Origin of the sequence: Microbispora sp. H11081 (assembly GCF_012999535.1) — a bacterium.
GTDB lineage: Bacteria > Actinomycetota > Actinomycetes > Streptosporangiales > Streptosporangiaceae > Microbispora.
In genome coordinates, this window is record NZ_JABBWV010000006.1 from 363,433 (window position 1) to 386,831 (window position 23,399).

The following is a 23,399-nucleotide window of genomic DNA, read 5'->3' on the forward strand; positions in this document are numbered from 1 at the left end:
GTGCCACGTCATTCATAACGAGTAGACGGGTGAATGGCCCCGAGGGTTTAACGCACTGACCTATCGTCATCGATTTGTGTCAAACGAAGTGATCCATAACGGTCATGCGCGGAGTTGTCGCTGTGCGGGACGGAGCGTGCATCGTGCGACATAATCGGCCGTGTGGTGCGGGACGCTGTGGAGACGCATTTCATCGAGGCCGTCGGGGCGCTGACCCCCGGACCAGCCCGGGATCCTGACCTGCCGGTGCGGCCCGGGACGGGCCTGACGGGCAGGCGGTGCCGTGAGCTGTTCGCCGTCCAGCTCGGCAGCCGGCTCCTCGACGTCGCGGCCCGGCACATGCGCGAGCGCGACGAGGGCTTCTACACGATCGGCTCGTCGGGGCACGAGGGGAACGCCGCCGTCGCCGCCGCGCTCCGCGTGGACGACCCCGCGCTGCTGCACTACCGGTCCGGCGCCTTCTACCTGACCCGATCCGCCCAGGCGGGCCGGCTGGCGGAGGAAGGGCTGCGCGACGTCCTGCTCGGCGTCGCGGCGTCGGCGGAGGATCCGATCGCGGGTGGCAGGCACAAGGTGTTCGGCCACCCAGGGCTCGCCGTCATCCCGCAGACCTCCACCATCGCCAGTCACCTCCCGCGCGCCGTCGGCGTGGGCTTCGCCATCGAGCGGGCGGGCATGCTCGGCCTGCCCTCTCCCTGGCCGCGGGACGCCATCGCCGTGTGCAGCTTCGGCGACGCGTCGATGAACCACGCCTCCGCGCTGTCCGGGCTGAACACCGCCGCGTACGGCCGTCATCGCGGGCTGCGGATCCCGGTGCTGTTCGTCTGCGAGGACAACGGCCTCGGCATCAGCGTGAAGACGCCGCCGGAGTGGATCGAGCGGGCCAAGCACCCCCTGCTGGAGTATTTCCACGCCGACGGCGGCGACCTGGCCGACGCGTACGACGCGGCGCTGCGCGCGGTCGAGCACGTGCGCGTCAACCGTGCCCCGGCGTTCCTGCACCTGCGGACCGTACGCCTGATGGGGCATGCCGGCTCGGACGTGGAGATCGGCTACCGCACCCGCCGCGAGATCACCGCCGACCTGGGTCGCGACCCGCTCGTCCGTACGGCGCGACTGCTGGTGGAGGCGGGACTGGCTCAGCCCGACGACCTGCTGGCGCGCTACGAGGCCGAGCGCGACCACGTGCTGAAGCTCGCGTCGGAGTGTGCGCGGCGGCCCAGGCTCACCACGGCGGAGGAGGTGACGGCACCGCTCGCGCCGCGCCGTCCCGGCGTGGTGGCCGCCGAGGCCGTCCGGGCGGCGCCCGCCGAGGCGCGTGAGCGCGCCTTCGCCACCCTGCCGGAGCGGGAGGGCGGGCTGACCGTGGCCCAGGCGGTCAACCGTACGCTGGCCGACGCGCTGGCGCTGGACCCCGGGGTGCTCGTGTTCGGCGAGGACGTGGCCCGCAAGGGCGGCGTGTACGGCGTGACGCGCGGGCTGTCGCGGAGGTTCGGGGCGGAGCGGGTCTTCGACACGCTCCTCGACGAGCAGGCGATCCTCGGGCTGGCGCTCGGGAGCGGGGTGGCGGGTCTGCTGCCGGTGCCGGAGATCCAATATCTCGCCTACGTGCACAACGCCCTTGATCAAATTCGCGGCGAGGCGTCGACCATGCAGTTCTTTTCGCAGGGCGCGTATCGCAATCCCATGGTCGTACGAGTCGCCTCGTATGCCTATCAAAAGGGATTTGGCGGGCATTTTCATAATGACAACTCGGTAGCCGCTTTGCGGGATATTCCCGGGGTGATCGTCGCGTCTCCCGCCCGGCCCGACGACGCCGCCGCGATGCTGCGCACCTGCCTGGCCGCCGCCCGCGCGGACGGCAGTGTCTGCGTGTTCCTCGAACCGATCGCGCTTTACCACACCCGTGATCTGTTCGAGGAGGGCGACGGCGGCTGGCTCGCGCCGTACGCGCCGCCGGCGCGCTGGACGGAGACCCACGTCCCGGTGGGGCGCGCCCGCTCCTACGGCGACGGGCGCGACCTGACCATCGTGACGTACGGCAACGGGCTGCGCATGAGCCTGCGGGCGGCGGTGAAGCTCACGGCGGAGGACATGAGCTGCAGGGTCCTCGACCTGCGGTGGCTGTCGCCGCTGCCGGTGGACGACCTGGTGCGGGCGGCGGAGCTGACCGGCCGGGTGCTCATCGCCGACGAGACCCGGCGCAGCGGCGGGGTCTCGGAGAGCGTGATAGCGGCGCTCGTCGACAACGGCTTCCGCGGCCCGATCCGCCGTGTGACCTCACAGGACAGCTTCGTGCCGCTGGGCCCGGCCGCCGACACCGTCCTGCTGTCCGAGTCCGACATCGAACGCGCCGCCCGCAAACTCCTCACGGCGTGATCTTGTAGTTTGTCGCACGTACGGCGCCTGACCTGCTCGTCTTCGCTTCGTGATCTTGCATGAAATCCGGCCCTGTGGCTGGTGACCAGGGTTTTCTCGTTCCGTGATCTTGCACTTGCAAGATCACGGAAGGCGTACGCGCTGGCAGGCAGGGGTTTGGTGTCGAGAACTGCAAGATCACGGACGGGATCTCGGCAGTTCGGGGGCCGTACGTGCGACAAACTACAAGATCACGCGCGGTTGGGGTGCGGGTCGCGCCACCTCTCTGCGACAAATTACAAGATCACCCCCTCCTCCCTCCTCCCACCCCCCTCCTCCTTTTTTCAACCTAAGGGGGAGAGGGCGGCGCGGGCCATGGTGTGGAGGAGGGCGGCCATGGCGTCGGGGGCCAGCTCCCCCGCGCTGCGCGGAGTGGAGTTGAGCAGGCCGAACACCGCGTGCGTCGCGGCGCGCAGCCGCGCGGGCGGGCAGGCGGGGTGCAGCTCCGACAGCACGGTCACCCACTCCTCGGTGTACAGCCGCTGCAGCCGCCGGATGGCCCGCCGGGCCTGCTCGGGCACGTTGTCCAGCTCGCGCTCGTGCACCCGGATCAGCGCGGGGTGATTCATCGCGAACTCGATGTGCCCGGACAGCAGCGCCTCAAGCGCGGCCTCCGCGGTGTCCGGGTCGGCGGTGGTGGCCAGCCGCGCCCCCTGCTCGCGCAGCCGCTCGCTGATGTCCAGCAGCATCTCGGCGAGCAGGGCCTCCTTGCCGCTGAAATGCCGGTACAGCGCCGGTCCTGACACGCCCACGGCCGCGCCGATGTCCTCGATGGACACGCCGTGGAAGCCGCGCGCGGCGAAGAGCTCCGCGGCGGCGTCTAGGATCTCGGCCCGCCGATTGCGGGTAGGGGTCGTCACGGTCCTCCCGGTCTTCACGGCACCATGGTAGACGGAGTCTGTTAGCGATGATTAACATTCCGAGCATGAGTACGAGTGACTGGCCGGTGCTGGAGAGCCGGTGCGACCCGGGCGGCGAGCCGTACAAGCGCAACGCGGAGGCGAACGAACGCCTGGTCGCGGACCTGCGGGAACGGCTCGCGACGGCGGCGCGCGGCGGCCCGGAACGGGCTCGGACCAGGCACGTCCAGCGCGGCAAGCTGCTGCCCAGGGACCGTGTCGACACGCTCCTCGACCCCGGTGGGCGATTCCTGGAGCTGTCCCCGCTCGCGGCCACCGGCATGTACGACGACCAGGCCCCGGCCGCCGGGATCATCACCGGCGTGGGGCGGGTCGCCGGGCGCGAGGTCGTGATCGTGGCCAACGACGCCACCGTCAAGGGCGGCACGTACTACCCGATGACGGTCAAGAAGCACCTGCGGGCCCAGGAGGTCGCGCTCCACAACAACCTGCCGTGCGTGTACCTGGTCGACTCCGGCGGCGCGTTCCTGCCGAAGCAGGACGAGGTCTTCCCCGACAGGGAGCACTTCGGCCGCATCTTCTACAACCAGGCCACCATGTCGGCCAAGGGCATCCCGCAGATCGCGGCCGTGCTGGGCTCCTGTACGGCGGGCGGGGCGTACGTCCCGGCGATGAGCGACGAGGCGGTGATCGTCCGCGGCCAGGGCACGATCTTCCTGGGCGGGCCGCCGCTGGTGAAGGCCGCGACCGGCGAGACCGTCACGGCCGAGGAACTCGGCGGCGGCGAGGTCCACGCGCGCGTCAGCGGCGTCACCGACCACCTCGCCGACGACGACGCGCACGCCCTGAAGATCGTGCGCGACATCGTCGCGTCGCTCGGCCCGAGAAGTCCTCGCCCGTGGGAGGTGGGCCCCGCCGAGCCGCCGCTCCACGACCCGCACGACCTGTACGGCATCGTCCCGCAGGACACGCGCCAGCCGTACGACGTGCGCGAGGTGATCGCCCGGATCGTCGACGGCAGCCGGTTCCTGGAGTTCAAGGCGGAGTACGGCCCGACCCTGGTCACCGGGTTCGCCGCGATCCACGGGCACCCGGTGGGGATCGTGGCCAACAGCGGCGTCCTGTTCGGCGAGTCGGCGCTCAAGGGCGCCCATTTCATCGAGTTGTGCGACCGGCGGTCGATCCCGCTGGTGTTCCTGCAGAACATCAGCGGCTTCATGGTCGGCAAGGCGTACGAGGCCGGGGGGATCGCCAAGCACGGCGCGAAGATGGTGACGGCGGTCGCCTGCGCCCGGGTGCCGAAGCTCACGGTGATCATCGGTGGCTCGTTCGGCGCGGGCAACTACGCGATGGCGGGCCGCGCCTACTCGCCCCGCTTCCTGTGGATGTGGCCGAACGCCCGCATCTCGGTCATGGGCGGTGAGCAGGCCGCCACCGTGCTCACCATGGTCGGCGACGCCGACGCGGACGAGATCCGGGCACAGTACGAGCACCAGGGCAATCCCTACTACTCGACGGCACGCCTGTGGGACGACGGGGTGATCGACCCGGTGGACACCAGGACCGTGCTCGGACTGGCGCTCGGCGCCGCCGCGAACGCCCCCCTCGAACCCGTCGGCTACGGCGTCTTCCGGATGTGAGGCAGTGTTGATGACGCGTTCACCGGCTCCCCGCCCGCTTCACGAGCGGCCGTCCCGTCACCTGGGGTGGTCGTGATGTTCACCGGTGTCCTGGTCGCGAACCGGGGTGAGATCGCCGTACGGATCATCCGCACGCTCCGCGCGCTGGGGATCCGCGCGATCGCGGTGCACAGCGACGCCGACCGCGACGCCCGTCACGTGCGCGAGGCCGACCTCGCCGTACGGCTCGCGCGCGGCTATCTCGACGTCGAGGGGATCGTCGAGGCCGCCCGGGTGAGCGGTGCCCAGGCTGTCCACCCCGGGTACGGCTTCCTCGCCGAGAACGCCGGGTTCGCCCGGCGCTGCGCCGAGGAGGGCCTGGTGTTCGTCGGGCCTCCGGCCGGGGCCATCGAGGCCATGGGCGACAAGATCAGGGCGAAGGAGACGGTCGCCGGCGCGGGCGTGCCGGTCGTCCCCGGCGGCGCGGAGCCACACGACGACCTGGCCGAGGTCGCCGCGCGCATCGGCTTCCCCGTGCTGATCAAGCCGTCCGCGGGCGGGGGCGGCAAGGGCATGCTGCGGGTCGACTCGGCCGAGGGCCTGACCGCGGCCGTCGAGTCGGCCCGCCGTACGGCGACGGCGGCGTTCGGGGACGGCACGCTGCTGATCGAGCGGTTCGTGGACCGGCCCCGGCACATCGAGATCCAGGTCATGGCCGACCGTCACGGCAACGTCGTCCACCTGGGCGAGCGCGAGTGCAGCCTGCAGCGGCGCCACCAGAAGATCATCGAGGAGGCGCCGTCGCCGTTGCTCGACGAGGAGACGCGGGCCCGCATGGGCGCGGCGGCGGTGGAGGCCGCCCGGTCGGTCGGCTACGTCGGCGCGGGCACGGTCGAGTTCATCGTCCCCGGTTCCCGTCCCGGCGAGTTCTTCTTCATGGAGATGAACACCCGGCTCCAGGTCGAGCACCCGGTCACCGAGATGGTCACCGGCCTCGACCTGGTCGAGTTGCAACTGCGGGTCGCGGCGGGGGAGCCGCTGCCGTTCGGCCAGGACGAGGTGCGCCTGCGCGGCCACGCCGTCGAGGCCCGCGTGTACGCCGAGGACCCCGCGCGTGACTTCCTCCCCACGGGCGGCCGGGTCCTGGCCCTGCGGGAGCCGGCGGGCGAGGGCGTGCGCTTCGACTCGGGGCTGACTCCCGGGATGACGGTGGGCAGCGACTACGACCCCATGCTGGCCAAGGCGGTGGCCTGGGCCCCCGGCAGGGCGGGCGCGCTCGCGGCGCTCGACCGGGCGCTGGCCTCCACCGTGGTCCTCGGGGTCACCACGAACATCGGGTTCCTGCGCGCGCTGCTGGCCGATCCGGAGGTCACGGCGGGGCGGCTCGACACGGGGCTGGTGGAGCGGCGGCTCGGCGACCTGGTGAGCGGAAACGTGCCGGACGAGGTGCTCGCGGCGGCTGCGCTCGTCTTCCAGTCAGGCTTCGACCGCCGCGCCTCGGGCGATCCGTGGGACGTGGCCGACGGCTGGCGGGTGGGAGAGCCCGCGTGGACGGTGCACCGGCTCGGCGTGCCCGTACGGGTCAGGGGCGCGGCGGGAGACGCGGAGATCGAAGTTAACGATCGTTCACTTGGCCGGGCGCGGCTGGCGTGGACAGGCCCGGAGGAGGTGGCGGTCACCGTCGGCGGTGTCACGCGCGCGTACGCCGTGGCCCGGAACCGCGACACGGTGTGGCTCGCCGAGGGCGGCCGGGCCTGGCCGGTCACCCGGCACGAGCCTGGCGACCCGAACGACCGGCCGGGCGGGGCCCTCGCGGGCGACGGGGCCGTACGCAGCCCCATGCCGGGAACGGTGCTGCTGGTGAAGGCGGCCGAGGGCGACCGGGTCAGCGCCGGGCAGCCGCTGGTCGTCGTGGAGGCGATGAAGATGGAACACACCCTGACGGCGCCGGCCGACGGCGTGCTCGCCGAGCTGCGGGCCCGGCCGGGACAGACGGTGGAGCTGGACGCGGTCCTCGCGAGGGTGACGCCGTGCGAGTGACGATCTACGAGGTCGGCCCGCGCGACGGCCTGCAGAACGAGTCCGCCGTCGTGCCCGTCGAGGTCAAGCGCGAGTTCATCGGGCGGCTGGCCGAGGCAGGGCTGACGACGATCGAGGCGACGAGCTTCGTCCACCCGAAGTGGGTGCCCCAGCTCGCGGACGCGGGCGAACTGCTGGAGAGCCTGACCCGGGTGCCGGGAGTGCGCTACCCGGTGCTCGTCCCGAACGAGCGGGGTCTCGACCGCGCGCTCGATCAGAGGGTGACCGACATCGCGATCTTCGGCAGCGCCACCGAGTCGTTCGCCCGGCGCAACCTGAACCGGACCGTCGAGTCGCAGTTCGAGATGTTCGCCCCCGTCGTCGAACGGGCCCTCGCCCACGGCATGCGCGTCAGGGCGTACGTGTCGATGTGCTTCGCCGACCCCTGGGAGGGCCCGGTCGCGCCCGAGCAGGTCGCCAGGGTCGGGCGCAGGCTGCTCGACCTCGGCTGCTATGAGTTGTCGCTGGGCGACACGATCGGCGTCGGCACGCCACGGCACGTCGAGGCGCTGCTCGACGCCTTCGCCGGGGCAGGTGTCGGGACGGACCGGCTTGCCGTCCACTTCCACGACACCTACGGCCAGGCCCTGGCCAACACGCTCACCGCGCTCAAGCGGGGGATCACGGTCGTGGACTCCTCCGCCGGCGGCATCGGCGGCTGCCCGTACGCCAAGAGCGCCACCGGCAACCTCGCGACCGAGGACCTGGTCTGGATGCTCGACGGTCTCGGCGTCGAGACCGGGGTGGACGTCAGGTCGCTGGCCGCCACCAGCCTCTGGCTCGCCGAGATCCTGGGCCGGCCGAGCCCCTCCCGCGTCGTCCAGGCTCTCGCCAAGGAGATTTGAGATGCTCAACGAGGAGCACGTCGAACTGCGCAAGTCGGTCGAGGAGTTCGCCCGCGAGGTGGTGGCCCCCGTCATCGGGGACTACTACGAGCGGTGCGAGTTCCCGTACGACATCGTCCGCAAGATGGGGGCGATGGGCCTGTTCGGCCTGCCGATCCCGGAGGAGTACGGCGGCATGGGCGGCGACTACTTCGCGCTGTGCCTGGCCCTGGAGGAGCTGGCCAGGGTCGACTCCTCCGTGGCGATCACCCTGGAGGCGGCGGTCTCGCTGGGCGAGATGCCGATCCTGCGGTTCGGCACGGACGCGCAGAAGCAGCGGTGGCTGCCGAGGATGGCGGCGGGGGAGGTCCTCGGGGCGTTCGGCCTGACCGAGCCAGGCGGCGGGTCCGACGTGCCGGGCGGCATGCGCACCACGGCCGTCCTCGACGGCGGCGAGTGGGTGATCAACGGATCGAAGGCGTTCATCACCAATTCGGGCACCGACATCACCGGCGTGGTCGGGGTGGCGGCGATCACCGGCCGCCGCGAGAACGGGAAGCCGGAGATCTCCACGATCCTCGTGCCGTCGGGCACGCCCGGTTTCACGGTGTCGAAGAAGTATTCCAAGGTCGGCTGGTCGGCCTCGGACACCAGGGAACTGTCGTTCGCCGACTGCCGGGTGCCGGAGGAGAACCTGCTGGGCGAGCGCGGCCGGGGCTACGCCCAGTTCCTGCAGACCCTCGACGAGGGCCGGGTGGCCATCGCGGCGCTGTCGGTCGGTCTCGCCCAGGGCTGCGTGGACGAGTCGCTGCGCTACGTGGGCGAGCGCCGGGCCTTCGGCCAGGAGATCGGCCGCTACCAGGCCCTGCAGTTCAAGATCGCCGATATGGAGGCCAGGGCGCACACCGCCCGCCTGGCCTACTACCACGCCGCCGAGCGCATGCTGGCGGGCCTGCCGTTCAAGAAGGAGGCCGCGATCGCCAAGCTGGTGTCGTCCAACGCCGCGATGGACAACGCCCGCGACGCGACCCAGATCTTCGGCGGCTATGGCTTCATGAACGAGTTCCCCGTCGGCCGCTTCTACCGGGACGCGAAGATCCTGGAGATCGGCGAGGGCACCAGCGAGGTGCAGCGCATGCTCATCGCCCGCGAGCTCGGCCTGCCCGCTTAGATCGCTGTCACCTGGCGATACGCCGTGCTCGATCGTGCGAGCCGGGGTCGCGTACACGTACCGGAGGCCGTCGTCGCCGGGGGATGCCCCCGCGGCGACGAGCGGCTGCCGCGAAGACGCCTCAGGCGCTCGTGCCGCTCGGCCGGCGGGTGAGCGGCCGGACGTCGATGATCGCCATGCCCGCCGCCTGGGCGGCGGCGATGCCTTCGTCGCTGTCCTCGTACACGGTGCAGCGGTTCGGGGGGACGCCGACCAGCTTCGCCGCACGCAGGAAGATGTCCGGCGCGGGTTTGCCCCGTTCGACGTCGTCGCGGGTGACAACGGTGCCGAACCGGTGGCGGATCGGCAGGTGGCGGAGCGTCATCTCGATCACTCTCCGGGCGCCGCCGGAGGCCACGGCCATGGGCAGCCTGCCGTGGAAGGAGGAGACCACGGCCTCGATCTCCGGGTGCACGCGGATCTCGTGCGCCGTCCGCAGGAACCGTTCGTCGCGATCCGCCACTATCTCCTCCACGGGCCGCCGGAGGGTGAGCCCGCCCTCGCGTGCCAGCAGACGGACCATCTCGGCCGAGGAGAGGCCGGTGCGCGCGTCGAACCATCCCTGGTCCAGCTGTACGCCCTCCTCGGCCAGCGCTCCGGCCAACGCGACATAGTTCGCCCGCTGGCTGTCCACCAGCGTTCCGTCCCAGTCGAAGAGCAGGGCACCGGCGTCTCCGGGATGGAGTTCAGGCAATAGATGATGATCGATTCTCACCGTTGCACCGTACGCGTCCTTGCCGATGGAGGGCCACGGCTCAGGCCGGCTCCGCATACGTCCGACTTCGGCCTCCGCGAGGGGTGCGGCGCGCCCGGCGGCAGTGGAGGACCCGTACGCGTGCATGTACGGCGCCGGGCTGGGGGGCATGAGCCGCCCGCCCCGGCGGCTCAGTGACCGGATCAACGGGCGGGCGGCTGGAACTCCGGCTGGTCGAGCACCCGCAGCCAGCTTCCATCGGGCTGGCGCCGTACGACCTGGGCCCGGGCGCCCGCGCCGTCCTTCGGCGGGGTCGAGGTCAGCGCGAGGTCGCCGCTGACCAGGGTCGGCAGTGGCTCCTCGGGCTCGAACCGGGGACGGTTCGCGAGGACCTTCTCCCACAGGGCGCGAATCGCCTCCCGGCCGGTCGTCACGCCGCCCGGCGGGTAGGCCAGCACCGCGTTCTCCTCGTACAGCGCCGCCACGCCCGCGGCGTCCCCGGCGTTGGACCGCTCGACGAACAGGCGGGTGATGTCCTCCGGCCGCATGGCCTTCTCGTACTCCGGCATGGTTCCTCCCGATCTCTCGTACGGTCTCCAGCCTGTCGAGGGGCCGATGAGAAGTCCAACAGATGGATCAGATGGAATCTAGAATCGCTGGTTATGGAACTGCGCCAGCTGGAGTATTTCGTGGCGGTCGCCGAGGAGCGCAACTTCACCCGCGCCGCCGAGCGGGTGCACATCAGCCAGCCGGGTGTGAGCGCGCAGATCAGGCAGCTCGAACGCGAACTCGGGGCCGAGCTCTTCGACCGGTCCGCGCGCAGCGTCACGCTCACGGACGCGGGGAAGGCCGCGCTCGACCACGCCCGCGCCGCCCTCGCCGCCGCCGGGGCGCTGAGACAGGCGGTGGGCGAGGTGACCGGCCTCATCCGGGGCAGGCTCGCCGTCGGGATGGTCGTGGGCTGCACGGTCACGCCGCTTTTCGACGCGCTCGCCGCCTTCCACCGGGCCCATCCGGGAGTCGAGATCGCACTGCTGGAGGACAGCTCCGACCGGCTCGTCGACGGGGTGCGTTCCGGCGCACTCGACCTGGCCCTCGCCGGGCTCGCCGCCGCCCCGGACGGCCTGGAGACGTTGACGGTCGTCAGCGAGCGGCTCGTCGCCGTCGTCCCGCCGGACCACCTCCTCGCACGCCGGGGCGCCGTCACCCTGCGCGAGCTCGGCGCGCACCCGATCGTCTGCATGCCCGCCGGCACCGGCCTGCGCACGGTTCTCGACCTGGCCTGCGCGGCCCAGGACATCCAGCCCGTGATCGCGCTGCAGGCCGGGGCGGCCGACGCCGTCGCCGGCCTCGCGGCCCGCGGGCTCGGCGTCGCGGTCCTCAGCGAGTCGATGGCCGCGGCCCACCGCGACCGGCTCGTCGCGCTCACCATCGAGGACGTCGAGTCGCCGGCCCTGCTCGCCCTGGTGTGGCGCGGCGGGCACGGCCCCGCCGTACGCGAGTTCGTACGGCACGCCCGCCGGGCCTTCGCCTGATTGGACGTGGGCGCCCAGGCACTCCTAGAGTCCCCTTCATGACGTCTGGTGATCTCCAGTTCCGGAAGGGCGAGAAGACCGACGCGGACGAGATCTTCGCTCTCGCCCGCGAGTTCGCGCTGACCTTCCGTCCCGAGCGCGCGCCGTTCGACGCCGCGCTCCCGCGACTGCTGGAGAACGAGGACACCTTCCTCATGGTCGCCACGGTCGGCGGGACCGTACGCGGCTACCTGCTGGGCTTCACCCACCTGACGCTGTTCGCCAACGGCAGGGTCGCCTGGGTGGAGGAGGCGATGATCGAGAGCGGTTACCGCCGGCACGGCATCGGGCGGCGGTTGCTGGAGGAGTTCGAGGCGTGGGCGCGCTCACGGCAGGCCGGGTACGTCGCGCTGGCGACCCGGCGGGCCGCCGAGTTCTACGGCGCGCTCGGCTACGAGGTGTCGGCCACCTACTACCGCAAGATGCTCAGACCGTAGACCTGACGCCCCCCGCCCGAGGCGTGGCCTCGGGCAGTGCGCTGCCCCGGCTGCATCCGGCCCTGGCGTGGCCCGCCCGGGTTCTGCGGGCCGCGCGGGCCTGGACGGTCAGACGGCCGAGGTGAGCTGGGCGTCGAGCCGGTAGCCGTCCACGGTCACGTACACCGAGTCGCCCGGCCGGGCGTTCAGCCGCATGAGCACCGGCTGGAGCGAGTCGAACACCGGTTGCCGGTCGCGCCACACCAGGACGACGGCGTTGTTTCCGGGTCCCGTGACCGACAGCAGCGTCCCGGGACGCATGCCCAGCTGGGCGGCGTACCCCTCGGGGACCGCGACGGGCTCGCCGCGCAGGTGGCCGCTGGTCACGTCGATGCGCTGCCAGCGGCGCGGGTCCGAGGCCGGGCCCGCGGTCTGGCGGGGGTTCGGCACCAGGTGCGGCAGGGGCACGCCCCCCGCCAGGTTGCCGTTCAGGTTTCCGTTCGTGAGCGCGTTGAGCGCCGCCAGCGCGGTGGCCGCGTCGGGCCCGTTGTTGGCCTGCGAGGGGACCGGGATCCCGCCGCGGCCGTGGTGGTGGCCGTTCGCGCCGGGCGTACGGCGCGGCAGCGGCGTGGGCTTGCCGGCCTGCTCCGACCCGTTCCGAACGGGCAGGGGGGCGGGCTCCGACGAAGGGCTCGCCTTCGGCAGGGAGTCCAGCCACGCCTTGGCGGAATGGGCGCGGATGCCGAGCTGGCCGAGCAACTCCACGACATCGGAGTCCGGGGCCATGCTCGCCAGCAGCTGACGGGTCTTGTCCCGCAGCCCCGCCAGGTCGCCGACCACGAGCCAGCCGTCCTGGAGGCGGCGGTCGGGCATCAGCGTGACCAGTACGCGCCACAGCGGCGTGCCGAGCGCAGGGACCTCGACGGGATGGGACGGGTCCGCCGCGATGAGCTGGTCCTGGGTGGCCGCGGCGCCCAGCCATTCGGTGAGCCCGAACAGGTGGCCGGTGAGCGGCGCGGAGTCGGGGGAGCGCAGCCACAGCAGCACCCGCTCCTCGGCCGTGCGCTGGGCCTGGGAGAGCAGGGCGCGGTCCACGTTGAGGTCGTGCGCCAGCGCCCGAAGGCTCACCGGTTCCGCGGCGAACAGCCGCTGGGCCGCGACGGCCCTGGCGAGCGGGTCCCAGTCGCGGAACAGGCCCTCGATGACCGCGACCATGGGGTGCGCGCTGAGGTCGGGCGGCTGCCGGTCCTGCGCCGCTTCGGCGGCGGGCTGGGCGGGCGAGGCCGCGGGCTGCGGGAGGGAGCCCCCGGCCTGCCGGGCGAAGGGCTGGGTGGCGGGCTTGGTCGGTGGTCCCGCGAGTGGGGCCGCTGCGGCGGGCGAGGAGGCCGGCGCGACCTGCGCCGGTGCGACCTGTCCCGGTGCACCCTGCGCCGGTGCGCTCTGGCCCGGCCGTCCCGGCGCCTGCCCGTGCGGGCCGGGCGCCTGCGCGGCCTGCCCGGGAGCCGGCGCGGCGGGCCGGGCGAAGGGCTGCGACGTGGCTCCGGGAACGGCCGGCGGGAGCGGCGGCGACATAGCTCCGGGCCCTGCCTGGGGGAACGGCTGCGAGGAGGGTCCGGCCTGGGGGAACGGCTGCGAGGAGGGTCCGGCCTGCGGGATCGGCTGCGAGGTGGGGCCGGGGGCGGCTTGGGGGAACGGTTGCGAGGAGGGTCCCGCCTGGGGGAACGGTTGCGAGGGGGTCCCGGCCTGCGCCTGCGCGGGTTTTTCCACCACGTCCGGCGCCTGCGCGGTCTGCCCGGAGGCGAGCTCGCTCTCCAGGCGCTCGAACACCTCGCGGAACACGGTGGTCAGGAGGACCTCGGGCGACGCGGGGGCGGACGGAGCCTGGAGGTCGCACGGCGTGAGGCGGCGCAGCCGGTACCACCCGCCGAGCTGGTTGACCACGACGCGCACCGGGTCGGGCCAGCGGGGCATCGCCGGGTCCACGGTGTGCACCTGGAGCGCCGGGAGCAGGTCGGTGAGGGGCAGGTGATCCCAACGGGCGACGGCCAGGCGGGCGAGCCGCTCGCAGAGCCAGTCAACACCGGTCGCCCGCATCGCGCGGCCGACCCCGACGGAGGCCCACCAGCCGCCAGGCAGGCGCGGGTCGGCCAGCATCTCGGCCACCTGCTGCGGCCGGCTCCAGCGCAGGGCCGGGACCAGGTCGCTCAGGCAGATCGTTGACTCGGCGTCCATCGGTATGACCGCACCCTCCCGAGAGTGACGCATGTTGCTAATGGTGCAGCTTACGCCGCAAACCAGCAATTGGTGTCAATAGGATAAAGTTCCCCAGGTTGGCCGGCCGCCGACCTGGGCGACGGCCGTGGCTCCCGCCTCACATCCCTTGCGCAGGGCCTCGCCGGGCGCGCACCCGGCCATCGAGGCGACCAGGAACCCCGCGGCGAACGCGTCGCCCGCGCCCGTCGAATCGACCACCTCCGCCGGGGGCGCGACCGCTTTGGCGACTATACGGCCATGGCGGGCGAGCAGGGCACCTCCGGCCCCCAGCTTGACCACCGCCGTGCCGTAGTGGGCGCTGAGCGTGCGGGCCGCGTCCTCGGGGTCGGCGGCGTCCGCGAGCAGCAGCGCCTCCTCCAGGTTGGGGATCACGATGTCGACGGTGGCCGTCTCGCGGAGGAACCGCCCGGGGCCGAACGCGCGCAAGGGCCCGCTGGAGGCCGGGTCGACGCTGACGGGGATCCCGCGCGCGGCGGCCTCCCGCATGGCGAGCAGCGCGAGCTCCAGGCCCGGCTCGGCGAACATCGTGTACGCCGACAGGTGCAGGTGCCCCACCCCGTCGAGGAGGCCCGGATCCCAGTCGCCGGCCCCGATGTGGCCGCTCGCCCCCCGGTTGGTGAGCATGGACCGCTCACCGGTGGCGTCGACGAGCGCGATCACGACCGCCGTGGGGAGTTCCGGGTCGACGTGCAGGTGCGGCAGGACCCCGGCCCTGACCAGTTCGGCCGCGTGCCACTCGCCGGTGTCGTACCCCACCCGGGCGAGGAGGCGGCTGTCGGCGCCGAGCCGGGCGGCCCAGGAGGCGGTGTTCGCCCCAGAACCGCCCGGCCGCAAGGCGATGTCGGCGGGCGTGTCGGTGCCGGTGGCCGCGGGGCCGTCGTGCAGCGCGACGACGTCGGTGACCACGTCGCCGATCACCAGCAGAGCGCTCACCCGGCCGCCCAGGCGGCGGCGATCTCCCCGGCCAGGCGCGTGTTGCCGCGTACGGCCGCGAGGTTGGCCTCCAGGGACGCGCCATCCGTGCCCTCGACCAGGTACTCCAGCAGGAAGGGGGTGATGGCCTGCCCGGTGACCCCGCGCTCCTCGGCGGCGCGCAGGCCCTCCGCGAGCACCCGGTCGTGCAGGGCGGGGTCGAGTTGCAGGGCGGCGGGGACCGGGTTGGCCACGATCAGCGCGGTCTCCAGCCCGCCCAGCGCGTCCTGGGCCCGCATGACGCCGGCGGCCTCCTGCGGCGTCTCGACGCGCCAGTCGACCGGCTCGCCCGAGCTGTGCAGGTAGAAGCCGGGGAACTCGTCGGTGCGGTAGCCGACGACGGTGACCTGCCTGGTCTCCAGCCGCTGGAGCGTCGCGGGCACGTCGAGGATCGACTTCACTCCGGCGCACACGACCGTGATCCTGGTGCGGCCGAGCGTGTCGATATCCGCCGACTCGTCCTGCACGGTGGTCCAGCCGCGGTGCACGCCGCCCAGCCCTCCGGTGGCGAACACCCGCACGCCCGCCCGGGCGGCCAGGAACGAGGTGCCCGAGACGGTCGTGGCGCCGCTCAGCCCGAGCGCGGCGGCCGGAGCGAGGTCGCGGAAGCCGAGCTTGCGCAGGCCCGGCTCGGTCGCGATCCGGTCCAGCCCGTCCTTGTCCAGGCCCACCCGGGGGACGCCGTCGAGCACCGCCACCGTCGCGGGCACGGCCCCCGCCTGCCGGACGATCTCCTCCAGTTCGAGGGCGACCTGGAGGTTCCTGGGCTGGGGAAGCCCGTGGGAGATGATCGTGGACTCCAGGGCGACGACCGGCCGGCCGGCGGCCAGCGCCTCGGCGACCTCATCGGAAACGCGCATGTTGCTCCTGTTCCTGGCGGCGGAAATTGTCCGGCTTCGTCATATTCTGCCCGGGTCCCGGGGGGGAATCTTGCGATACCTTTCGGGCACCGTGCCTCGTACGACCCGGGAGAACGCTCCATGCCACGCTCGCACTACGACGTCGTCATCGCCGGGGCTGGGCACAACGGCCTCGTCGCAGCGGCCTACCTCGCCAGGGCGGGGCGCGAGGTGCTGGTGCTGGAACGTCTCGGGCACGTGGGCGGCCTCGCCGTGTCGGCCCAGGCGTTCCCGGGCGTGGACGCGCGGCTGTCACGCTACTCCTACCTGGTCAGCCTGCTGCCCACGAAGATCGTCAAGGATCTCGGGCTGAGCCTCGACCTGCGCCGCCGCCGCTTCGCCTCCTACACCCCCGCCGGTGACACGGGCCTGCTCGTCGACAACGAGGACGCCGCGCGCACCGCCGCGTCCTTCCGGGCGGTGACCGGGGGAGAGCACGACCTCGCGGCCTGGGAGCGGTTCTACGGGATGACCGCCCACGTGGCCCGGAGCGTCGCGCCGACGCTGCTCGAACCGCTGCCCGGCCGTACGGACCTGCGCGAGGCCGTAGGGGACGACGACGCGTGGCGCGACCTGTTCGAACGGCCGATCGGCGAGGTCGTGGACGAGCGGTTCGCCGACGACACGGTCCGCGGGGTGGTGCTCACGGACGCGCTGATCGGCACCTTCGCCGACCCGGCCACCGACCTGCTGGCCAACCGGTGCTTCCTCTACCACGTGATCGGCGACGGCACGGGCGACTGGAACGTCCCGGTCGGCGGCATGGGCGCGGTCACAAGCGAGCTCGCCGAGGTCGCCCGGCGGCACGGCGCCGAGATCCACACCGGGGCCGAGGTCCTGGCCGTCGACCCGGGCACGGGCGAGGTCACGTTCGACGACGGAGCGCAGCACGTGGTGACGGCGGGGAAGGTGCTGGCCAACGTGCCGCCCGCCGTGCTCGCCCGGCTGCTCGGGGAGACGCCGGAGCGGCCGGAGGGCGCCCAGCTCAAGATCAACATGGTGCTGTCGCGGCTGCCCCGGCTGCGGGACCCGGCGGTGGACCCCGCCGAGGCGTTCAGCGGCACCTTCCACATCAACGAGACCCGCGACCAGCTCGCCAAGGCGTACGCGCAGGCGGCCGCCGGCGAGGTCCCCGACCTGCCGCCCGCCGAGGTCTACTGCCACTCGCTCACCGACCCCTCGATTCTCGGCCCGGAGCTGAGGGCGGCGGGGGCGCACACGATGACGCTGTTCGGCCTGCACATGCCCGCGCGGCTGTTCACCGGCCCGGAGGCCAAGCGGGAGGCGCTGGCCCGCACGCTCGCCTCGATCGACTCCGTCCTCGCCGAGCCCATCGAGGACTGCCTGCTGCGCACCCCCTCGGGCGAGCCCTGCCTTGAGGCCAAGACCCCGCTCGACCTGGAACGCGAGGCGGGCCTGCCCGGCGGCCACATCTTCCACCACGACCTGTCCTGGCCGTACGGCGAGGAGGGCGACCACGGCACCCGGCCCGCTCAGTGGGGTGTCGAGACGGCGCACGAGCGGGTGCTGTTGTGCGGAGCGGGCGCCCGGCGCGGCGGCGGCGTCAGCGGCATCCCCGGCCACAACGCCGCCATGGCCGTTCTCGGCCGCGCCTGACACGACAGGCCTCCGCGGCGGGCGGCGCCTCGCGGCGTTGCCGCCTTGTTGTCGCCCTTAATCCGATTCTCATGGCCCTCGGATAGCTTGTGCCGGTGCGTGAGGAAGCGGCGAAACTGCTGGTGGTGGACGACGAGCCCGCCTCAGGGAGGCGTTGCGCAGCAGCCTGGAGTTCGAGGGGTATTCGGTCGAGACCGCCGCCGGCGGGCTGACCGCGCTCGACATCGTGGAGCGCGGCACCTACGACGCGTCCTCCTCGACGTCATGATGCCCCCGGCTCGACGGGCTGACGGCCTGCCGCCGCCTGCGGGCGTCCGGCAACCCGCTCCCCGTCCTCAGGCTGACCGCGCGCGACGCCGTCGGCGATCGCGTCTCCGGCTTGGACGCCGGGGCGGACGACTACCCGGTCAAGCCGTTCGAACTCGACGAGTTGCTCGCCCGGGTGCGGGCGCTGCTGCGACGAGGCGGCCCGTACGCCCAAAGCGGCGGCGGCGTCCTCGCCTTCGGCGACCTGCGCATGGACACCTTGAGCTGGGAGGCAACCCGGGCCGGCCACAGGCTCGACCTCACCCGCATCGAGCACCTGCTGCTCGAAATGTTCCTCACCCACCCCCGGCAGATGCTCACCCGCGACCAGATCCTGCGGGAGGTGTGGGGCCTGGACTTCGAGCCGTCGTCGAACTCGCTCGACGTGTACGTCATGTACCTGCGGCGCAAGACCGAGGCGGGCGGCCTGCCCCGTCTGATCCACTGCGGCCGCCGGCGCAGCAGGTCGGGTTCGCGCTGCGGGACTGTGCAGGCCAGGGGCGTAGGGAGGGCCCGCGGCCCGGCTGGGACCCTCCGGCCGCAGCTGGCAGGTCGTCCTGGCCGACGGCTCGGTCTGCGTCGCGTCCGGGTCGGCGCGGGTGACGCCGACCGCCGGGGAACGGGCGCTGGCCGTCTCCGGCGGCACCCCCGTGCTGCGCGACGCGGTCACCACCGACGGCACCTCCGTGCTCGTCTACACCTTCAGGTACGCGCCGCTTCCCGACGCCCGCCGAAGGACGCCGGGCAGTGCGCGGAGCCGCCCCTGCCGCGCGGGCCGGTGACGATCAGCGTGTTCCGCTCCACGGCCGAGATGGACCAGACGCTCGGCATCCTCGCCATCGTCTGGCTTGGTATGCGTGTTCGGCGCCGCCGTGGCCGGCCTCTGACTGGCCCGTACGGCGCTGCGCCCGGTGGAGCGGCTGACCGGCGCGGTCGAGCACGTGGCCAGGACCGAGGACCTGAGCGTGACGATCCCGGTCGAGGGGGAGAGCGAGATCGCCCGCCTCAGCCGGTCGTTCAACACGATGACCGCCGCCCTGTCCAGCTCCCAGGAGCGCCAGCGCAGGCTCGTGGCCGACGCCGGGCACGAGCTGCGCACCCCGCTGACGAGCCTGCGCACCAACATCGACCTGCTGCTGCGCAGCGAGAACACCGGCCGCGCCATCGAGCCCTCGGCCAAGCGGCGGCTGCTGGTGAACGTCAAGGAGCAGTTCGAGGAGATGTCGAGTCTCATCGGCGACCTGCTGGAGCTGTCGCGGAAGGCGGAGAGCGGCGAGCTGTCGTCCGACATCGACCTGCACGAGGTGGTGGCGTCGGCGGTCGAGCGGGCCAGGCGGCGCGGCCCTGGGCTGCGCTTCGACGTTGACCTGGAACCGTGGCGGGTCCACGGGCACGCCCGGGGCCTGCAGCGGGCCGCGGTGAACGTGCTCGACAACGCCGTGAAGTTCAGCCGGCCAGGCGGCCTGGTGACCGTGCGGCTCAAGGGCGGCGTGTTGACCGTACGCGACGAGGGCCCCGGCATCCCCGAGGACGAACTGCCACACGTCTTCGAGCGGTTCTGGCGCTCGCCGTCGGCGCGCAGCCTGCCCGGCTCGGGCCTCGGCATGGCGATCGTGGCGCAGACCGTGCGGGACGCAGGGGGACGGGTCACGGTCGGGAACGCGCCCGGTGGCGGGACGCTCGCGACCGTCGTACTCCCCGGCGCTCCGCCGAGCGCCTGACCTGGCTCGGACTTCTGTCGTCGGCGTCGCCGTGGCCGGGCCGGGGCTCGGGAACCGACGTCAGGTCGCCTCCGCGTGACGGCCGCGCACGCCCAGGCGTCCCTAGCGTCTGGCTTCGCCGTGTAGACACGGACCGCGACGAAGACCGCGTGCTCACACGAGAGCGAATCCGAGTGCTTCGGCGGCCTGCGCCTGAAAGCGATCGCGGCTGGCGAAGCCGAGTTTGTCTCCCTCTTCCTCCAGAAGAGGAATCGCCGCGGTCTCGGCCAGAGCGAGGTGAATCGCGTCAAGCGCACGCAACGCATAGGTATAGACGATCTCGGTAGCGCGCCGTTCCAGTACCTCACGTGGAGCGGCGAGCAGCGTGACAGGACCGTCTTCGCCGAGGTCGGACGATAGAACCGCGAGAGTTCCGTCCAGATCCATCATCCGTTGTGTGCGTGCCGCGCGCACCAGAACGCCGGTTACTTCGACCACCGTCAGCGTCCCTGTCACCAACAGATGATCAGGGTCTTCCAGCAGCTCACGAGCCCTGCCATGACCAGGCTCGTCACGAAGGTAGGCACAGGCGAGGACGGAGGAGTCGACATAGGTGAGCATGGCGGCGGTCAGCGACCTTCGGTCCAGAGCCGGTCAAGTATGGGGCCGATACCCTCGGTCGTCTCCAGAGCGCGCTCGCGGTCGGCGCTGGTCACCTGCGGAGTTTTGGGCACACAACCTTCCGCGAGGACACCCAGGCGGCGGGCCCGGGCGCGCAGTTCGGCCCGCGCGTCGAGCGCCTCATCGGCGACGCCCCTTGCGAGGATCTCTCCGGCGGTCGCGTTGATGGATCGGCCGGTGCGATGAGCTCGGCGTGTGATGCGCCGATGCAGGTCGTCATCGATCCGGAGCAGCAGTTGTTTCACCGTTCGATGCTATCACTGAATGTCATAATAGTGATATCACTTGCGCTGGCTGGCCCCGCGTGTCTCCCGCCGGCAAGCGGCACCGAGCGGCCGGCCCCGGATGCACGAGCTGTGTCAGGCCGAAGGTCTCACCTTCGTCCGGCGGGCCGAACGGGAAGACGCGGAGCTGGAGGTGACGGCCGCGCGTGCGGCCCGAGGGACGCCTGGCACGTTCTCATCCGGGCTTGATGAACATTGCTGCTGCGCTACCTCATGGGGGCGCGCTTCTCCGACGCGCAGTGCGGGTTCAATGCGGCCCGCACCGAGGTCGTGCAGGCCCTGCTGCCCGCCGTACAGGACGAGGCGTGGTTCTTCGACACCGAACTGCTGCTGCCGGCGTTCGCGCTGACCTACCTGTACGCCGCGCCGGGGACGTTCGTACGGCGGATCGGGCGCCTGCTGGCCGCCGGGGCCGTCCTCGTGGTCGCCAGCGGGTGGTGGATGGTCGTGGTCGACCGGTGGCCCGCGTCCTCGCGGCCGTACGTCGGGGGCAGCACGGACGACACCGTCTGGGACCTGGTGATTGGGTACAACGGCCTGGGCCGGATCTTCGGCGGCGCAGGCGACGGCGGCGGCCCGGCCGCGGGTGGCGGCCGGACCGCCGCGCGGATCACGGCAGTGGCGCTGGCCGCGGCCGTCGCGGCCGGGCAGGCGGGCCCGGCGGCGTACGCGGTGACCCCGCTGGGCGCGGCGGTTAACGGCACCAACCCCACGGCGGGGCCCTCACAGGGCATGGGAGGACCGTTCGGGGGGCGCGGCCCCGGCGGACCCGGCAGCCCCTGTGGACCTGTCGGCCCCGCGGGCGTGAACGCCGGCACGCGACCGCCGGGAGGTGCGACGGCCCCCGAAGGCGCGGCGCCCGGAGGGAAGGCGCAGGACGGCAACGGGCAGGGCGCACGCGGTATGCGCGGCCCCGGCGGTCAGGTGGACGCGGCGACGGCGGCGTACCTGAAGCAGAACAAGGGGAGCGCCACCTGGCTGTGGCGGTGGACAGCGTGCAGAGCGCGTCGTCGCTCATCCTGTCCACCGGCGAGCCGGTCATCGCGATGGGCGGGTTCACCGGCTCCGGCCCGGCGATGACGGTCGAGAAGCTGCGGCGGTACGTGGCCGAGGTGAGGCTGAAGTACGTCCTGATCGGCGACGGCGGCTTCGGGCCCTCCCGTGGCGCGGGCCCCGAGGTCACCGCATGGGTGAAGGCGCACGGCACGCGGGTCGAGGCGGCGGAGTACGGCGGCGCGGACGGCGGCGGCCCTCGCTCTACACGCTGGGCTGACGGCGTTCGGCCGCCGCGTCCTCGGGTACGTGATGGGCCTTCGGACCGACGGAGGGAATCCCATGGACACGGAGGGCTTCATCGCCCTGCTGAACGAGGATCTGGAGAGCGAGTACCGCTCGATCGTGCAGTACGTGCAGCACGCGGCCACCATCAAGGGCGCGGAGTACCTGTCGATCATCGAGGAGCTCAAGCAGCACCTCGGCCAGGAGCTCGATCACGCGAGCACGCTGGCCGGGCAGATCGACTTCCTCGGCGGCGTGCCGAGCGTCCGCGTTCCCGAGGTGCCCGTGGCGACCGACGGCGCGGACGCGCTCCGGCTCGACCTGGAGCTGGAGCAGGAGCAACTGCGCCGCTACCGCGAGCGCGTGGAGCAGGCCCAGGAGCTCGGCCTGAGCGACGTGGCCGAGGCGCTGCGCCCGCTGCTGCAGCAGACGCAGGACCACGTCATGGACCTGCAGACCGCCCTCGGCAAGTGACCTGACGGGCGGGGCGAGCCGGGGCACGGCGCGTGCCCCGGCGGCGCCGCCCCGATGCGGTGGGCCGCGTCGTCAGTGCGGTGGTCAGCGCGGCCGGGCGTAGTCGTCGAGGGCGCGCACGATCAGCGCCCTCGCTTCGTCGCGGAACGCCGCGACCTCGTAGAACTCCTCGAACGCCTGGGCGTAGGAGGCGACGTCCCCGGCGTCGCGCAACAGCATGTCCTTGGTCCTGGTCGCCACCCCGACCAGGCAGTCGTCGTAGATCCAGAACGAGTTCATCAGGGCGGCCGGCAACTGCGCCTCGAACGGCAGCAGCCCGAACTCGACGTTCGGCAGCGTGGTCACCGCGATCAGCCGGTCGAGTTGCCCGCGCATCACGTCCGGGGGCGCGAGCCGGTAACGCAGCACCGCCTCCGGCATGACGAACCGGAACCGCCGCGACGGGTCGTACAGGATCTCCTGGCGGCGCATCCGCACCCGGATCGCGTCGTCCACGTCGTCGGCGGACTCACGCGCTCTCCTGACCTTGCCGAAGACGTGCCTGGCGTATTCGGTGGTCTGCAGCAGGCCGATCACCACGCCCGGCTCGAAGGCCCGGAACAGCAGGGTGCGCGTCTCCAGTTCGCGGATCTCCTCCTGGAGCGCGGCCAGGCCGCTCCTGTGCCGCTGCCGCCAGGAGTCCTGCCGCTCAAGCAGGCCCGCCGCCTGCCGGATCAGGCCGTCGACCGTGTGCGGGTCGGCGTCCACTGCCTTCACCCACGCGGCCACGTCGTCCTCGGTGGCGGTCTGGCGGGCGTTCTCGATGCGCGAGACCTTCGACGGCTGCCAGCGCAGCAGTTCGGCGAGGTCCTTCCCGGACAGGCGGGCGTTCTCCCGCAACTGGCGTAGCTGGGCTCCCAGGTCCATGCGGGCCTGATGGAAACCGCTCACTTCCACCTCCGGCCGTGGTGCGGTCCACGGTAGACCCGGCACGCCGGATCCGGCCAGACGGCGCCCCTCAATCGTGATCGGGCAGGACCCGCCGGGCGACCTCGACGAGCAGTTCCCTCGGCACCTCGACCGCGGTCTCCCCGTCGAGCACGTGGCGCAGGTCGGCGCGGGCGCTGCCGTCCACGACCTCCAGGCCCTGGACGACGATCGTGCCGCGGTCGGTCTCGTAGAGGGAGGGGCAGGCCCCCGCCTCGGACGTGGACCCGAGAAAGCGCAATCGCATGTCCTGT

At 72.5% G+C, this 23,399-nt stretch carries 22 protein-coding genes and 1 pseudogene; 13 read left to right on the forward strand and 10 right to left on the reverse strand.

Annotated features, from left to right (window positions below; translation table 11 throughout):
• The first annotated feature begins 162 nt into the window (after window positions 1-162).
• Window positions 163-2,379, forward strand: a complete 2,217-nt coding sequence (locus HHX31_RS18665; RefSeq protein ID WP_169949554.1) for a transketolase C-terminal domain-containing protein — start codon at window positions 163-165, stop codon at window positions 2,377-2,379.
• A gap of 323 nt (window positions 2,380-2,702) precedes the next feature.
• Here the strand turns inward: HHX31_RS18665 and HHX31_RS18670 are convergent, their stop codons facing one another.
• On the reverse strand, window positions 2,703-3,278 hold the full coding sequence (locus tag HHX31_RS18670) for a TetR/AcrR family transcriptional regulator (RefSeq protein ID WP_169949555.1): 576 nt from the start codon (window positions 3,276-3,278) through the stop codon (window positions 2,703-2,705).
• A 65-nt stretch (window positions 3,279-3,343) separates the two neighbouring features.
• On the opposite strand from HHX31_RS18670, the gene HHX31_RS18675 reads away from it, so the two are divergent.
• The 4 genes from HHX31_RS18675 (at window position 3,344) to HHX31_RS18690 (ending at window position 8,971) form a co-directional block, all read left to right on the forward strand.
• Entirely contained in the window at window positions 3,344-4,918 is a 1,575-nt protein-coding gene (locus HHX31_RS18675) for a carboxyl transferase domain-containing protein (RefSeq protein ID WP_169949556.1), read from the forward strand.
• Window positions 4,919-4,993: 75 nt separating this feature from the next.
• Window positions 4,994-6,937, forward strand: coding sequence for a biotin carboxylase N-terminal domain-containing protein (locus HHX31_RS18680; protein ID WP_169949557.1), 1,944 nt, complete (start codon window positions 4,994-4,996; stop codon window positions 6,935-6,937).
• Complete coding sequence (locus HHX31_RS18685; protein ID WP_169949558.1) at window positions 6,928-7,821, forward strand: hydroxymethylglutaryl-CoA lyase; 894 nt, start codon at window positions 6,928-6,930, stop codon at window positions 7,819-7,821. Before HHX31_RS18680 ends, HHX31_RS18685 begins: the two co-directional genes overlap by 10 nt.
• A gap of 1 nt (window position 7,822) precedes the next feature.
• Complete coding sequence (locus tag HHX31_RS18690; protein WP_169949559.1) at window positions 7,823-8,971, forward strand: acyl-CoA dehydrogenase family protein; 1,149 nt, start codon at window positions 7,823-7,825, stop codon at window positions 8,969-8,971.
• 121 nt (window positions 8,972-9,092) lie between these two features.
• On the opposite strand, the gene HHX31_RS18695 is transcribed toward HHX31_RS18690, so the two are convergent.
• Both HHX31_RS18695 and HHX31_RS18700 read right to left on the reverse strand, forming a co-directional pair.
• The gene (locus tag HHX31_RS18695) at window positions 9,093-9,704 is read right to left on the reverse strand and encodes an HAD family phosphatase (protein WP_249346114.1); all 612 of its coding nucleotides are present in this window, start codon (window positions 9,702-9,704) and stop codon (window positions 9,093-9,095) included.
• 203 nt (window positions 9,705-9,907) lie between these two features.
• Complete coding sequence (locus tag HHX31_RS18700) at window positions 9,908-10,273, reverse strand: nuclear transport factor 2 family protein (protein ID WP_169949561.1); 366 nt, start codon at window positions 10,271-10,273, stop codon at window positions 9,908-9,910.
• A gap of 93 nt (window positions 10,274-10,366) precedes the next feature.
• On the opposite strand from HHX31_RS18700, the gene HHX31_RS18705 reads away from it, so the two are divergent.
• Both HHX31_RS18705 and HHX31_RS18710 read left to right on the forward strand, forming a co-directional pair.
• On the forward strand, window positions 10,367-11,239 hold the full coding sequence (locus HHX31_RS18705) for a LysR family transcriptional regulator (RefSeq protein WP_169949562.1): 873 nt from the start codon (window positions 10,367-10,369) through the stop codon (window positions 11,237-11,239).
• Between the two features lie 38 nt (window positions 11,240-11,277).
• Window positions 11,278-11,715, forward strand: coding sequence for a GNAT family N-acetyltransferase (locus HHX31_RS18710; protein ID WP_169949563.1), 438 nt, complete (start codon window positions 11,278-11,280; stop codon window positions 11,713-11,715).
• 108 nt (window positions 11,716-11,823) lie between these two features.
• Here HHX31_RS18710 and HHX31_RS18715 read toward each other — a convergent pair whose 3' ends face one another.
• The 3 genes from HHX31_RS18715 to HHX31_RS18725 form a co-directional block, all read right to left on the reverse strand.
• Window positions 11,824-13,926 carry a hypothetical protein gene (locus tag HHX31_RS18715; protein ID WP_169949564.1) on the reverse strand — a complete coding sequence of 701 codons (2,103 nt, stop codon included), beginning with the start codon at window positions 13,924-13,926 and terminating at the stop codon, window positions 11,824-11,826.
• A 75-nt stretch (window positions 13,927-14,001) separates the two neighbouring features.
• Complete coding sequence (locus HHX31_RS18720) at window positions 14,002-14,901, reverse strand: sugar kinase (protein WP_311932009.1); 900 nt, start codon at window positions 14,899-14,901, stop codon at window positions 14,002-14,004.
• The gene (locus HHX31_RS18725; RefSeq protein WP_169949565.1) at window positions 14,898-15,800 is read right to left on the reverse strand and encodes a pseudouridine-5'-phosphate glycosidase; all 903 of its coding nucleotides are present in this window, start codon (window positions 15,798-15,800) and stop codon (window positions 14,898-14,900) included. Before HHX31_RS18725 ends, HHX31_RS18720 begins: the two co-directional genes overlap by 4 nt.
• A 120-nt stretch (window positions 15,801-15,920) precedes the next feature.
• Here HHX31_RS18725 and HHX31_RS18730 point away from each other — a divergent pair, with 120 nt between their 5' ends.
• The 4 genes and pseudogenes from HHX31_RS18730 (at window position 15,921) to HHX31_RS18745 (ending at window position 19,483) form a co-directional block, all read left to right on the forward strand.
• A complete protein-coding gene (locus tag HHX31_RS18730) occupies window positions 15,921-17,456 on the forward strand; it encodes an NAD(P)/FAD-dependent oxidoreductase (RefSeq protein WP_169949566.1) in 1,536 nt (511 codons plus the stop codon).
• Between the two features lie 116 nt (window positions 17,457-17,572).
• Window positions 17,573-18,216 (forward strand): annotated as a pseudogene (locus HHX31_RS35740) (response regulator transcription factor); the annotation flags it as partial.
• Between the two features lie 145 nt (window positions 18,217-18,361).
• On the forward strand, window positions 18,362-18,544 hold the full coding sequence (locus HHX31_RS18740) for a hypothetical protein (protein ID WP_169949567.1): 183 nt from the start codon (window positions 18,362-18,364) through the stop codon (window positions 18,542-18,544).
• A 105-nt stretch (window positions 18,545-18,649) separates the two neighbouring features.
• Window positions 18,650-19,483, forward strand: a complete 834-nt coding sequence (locus tag HHX31_RS18745; RefSeq protein WP_283244553.1) for a HAMP domain-containing sensor histidine kinase — start codon at window positions 18,650-18,652, stop codon at window positions 19,481-19,483.
• Window positions 19,484-19,636: 153 nt separating this feature from the next.
• Here the strand turns inward: HHX31_RS18745 and HHX31_RS18750 are convergent, their stop codons facing one another.
• Both HHX31_RS18750 and HHX31_RS18755 read right to left on the reverse strand, forming a co-directional pair.
• Window positions 19,637-20,083 (reverse strand): type II toxin-antitoxin system VapC family toxin, encoded by a 447-nt coding sequence (locus HHX31_RS18750; RefSeq protein ID WP_169949568.1) that lies wholly within the window; start codon window positions 20,081-20,083, stop codon window positions 19,637-19,639.
• An 8-nt stretch (window positions 20,084-20,091) separates the two neighbouring features.
• On the reverse strand, window positions 20,092-20,388 hold the full coding sequence (locus HHX31_RS18755; protein WP_169949569.1) for a FitA-like ribbon-helix-helix domain-containing protein: 297 nt from the start codon (window positions 20,386-20,388) through the stop codon (window positions 20,092-20,094).
• A 234-nt stretch (window positions 20,389-20,622) separates the two neighbouring features.
• On the opposite strand from HHX31_RS18755, the gene HHX31_RS34460 reads away from it, so the two are divergent.
• Window positions 20,623-21,507 carry a hypothetical protein gene (locus HHX31_RS34460; RefSeq protein WP_169949570.1) on the forward strand — a complete coding sequence of 295 codons (885 nt, stop codon included), beginning with the start codon at window positions 20,623-20,625 and terminating at the stop codon, window positions 21,505-21,507.
• 255 nt (window positions 21,508-21,762) lie between these two features.
• Window positions 21,763-22,179, forward strand: coding sequence for a bacterioferritin (locus tag HHX31_RS18765; RefSeq protein WP_169949571.1), 417 nt, complete (start codon window positions 21,763-21,765; stop codon window positions 22,177-22,179).
• Window positions 22,180-22,263: 84 nt separating this feature from the next.
• On the opposite strand, the gene HHX31_RS18770 is transcribed toward HHX31_RS18765, so the two are convergent.
• Complete coding sequence (locus tag HHX31_RS18770) at window positions 22,264-23,109, reverse strand: helix-turn-helix transcriptional regulator (RefSeq protein ID WP_169949572.1); 846 nt, start codon at window positions 23,107-23,109, stop codon at window positions 22,264-22,266.
• A 67-nt stretch (window positions 23,110-23,176) separates the two neighbouring features.
• The gene (locus tag HHX31_RS18775; RefSeq protein WP_169949573.1) at window positions 23,177-23,392 is read right to left on the reverse strand and encodes a hypothetical protein; all 216 of its coding nucleotides are present in this window, start codon (window positions 23,390-23,392) and stop codon (window positions 23,177-23,179) included.
• Window positions 23,393-23,399: the final 7 nt, after the last annotated feature.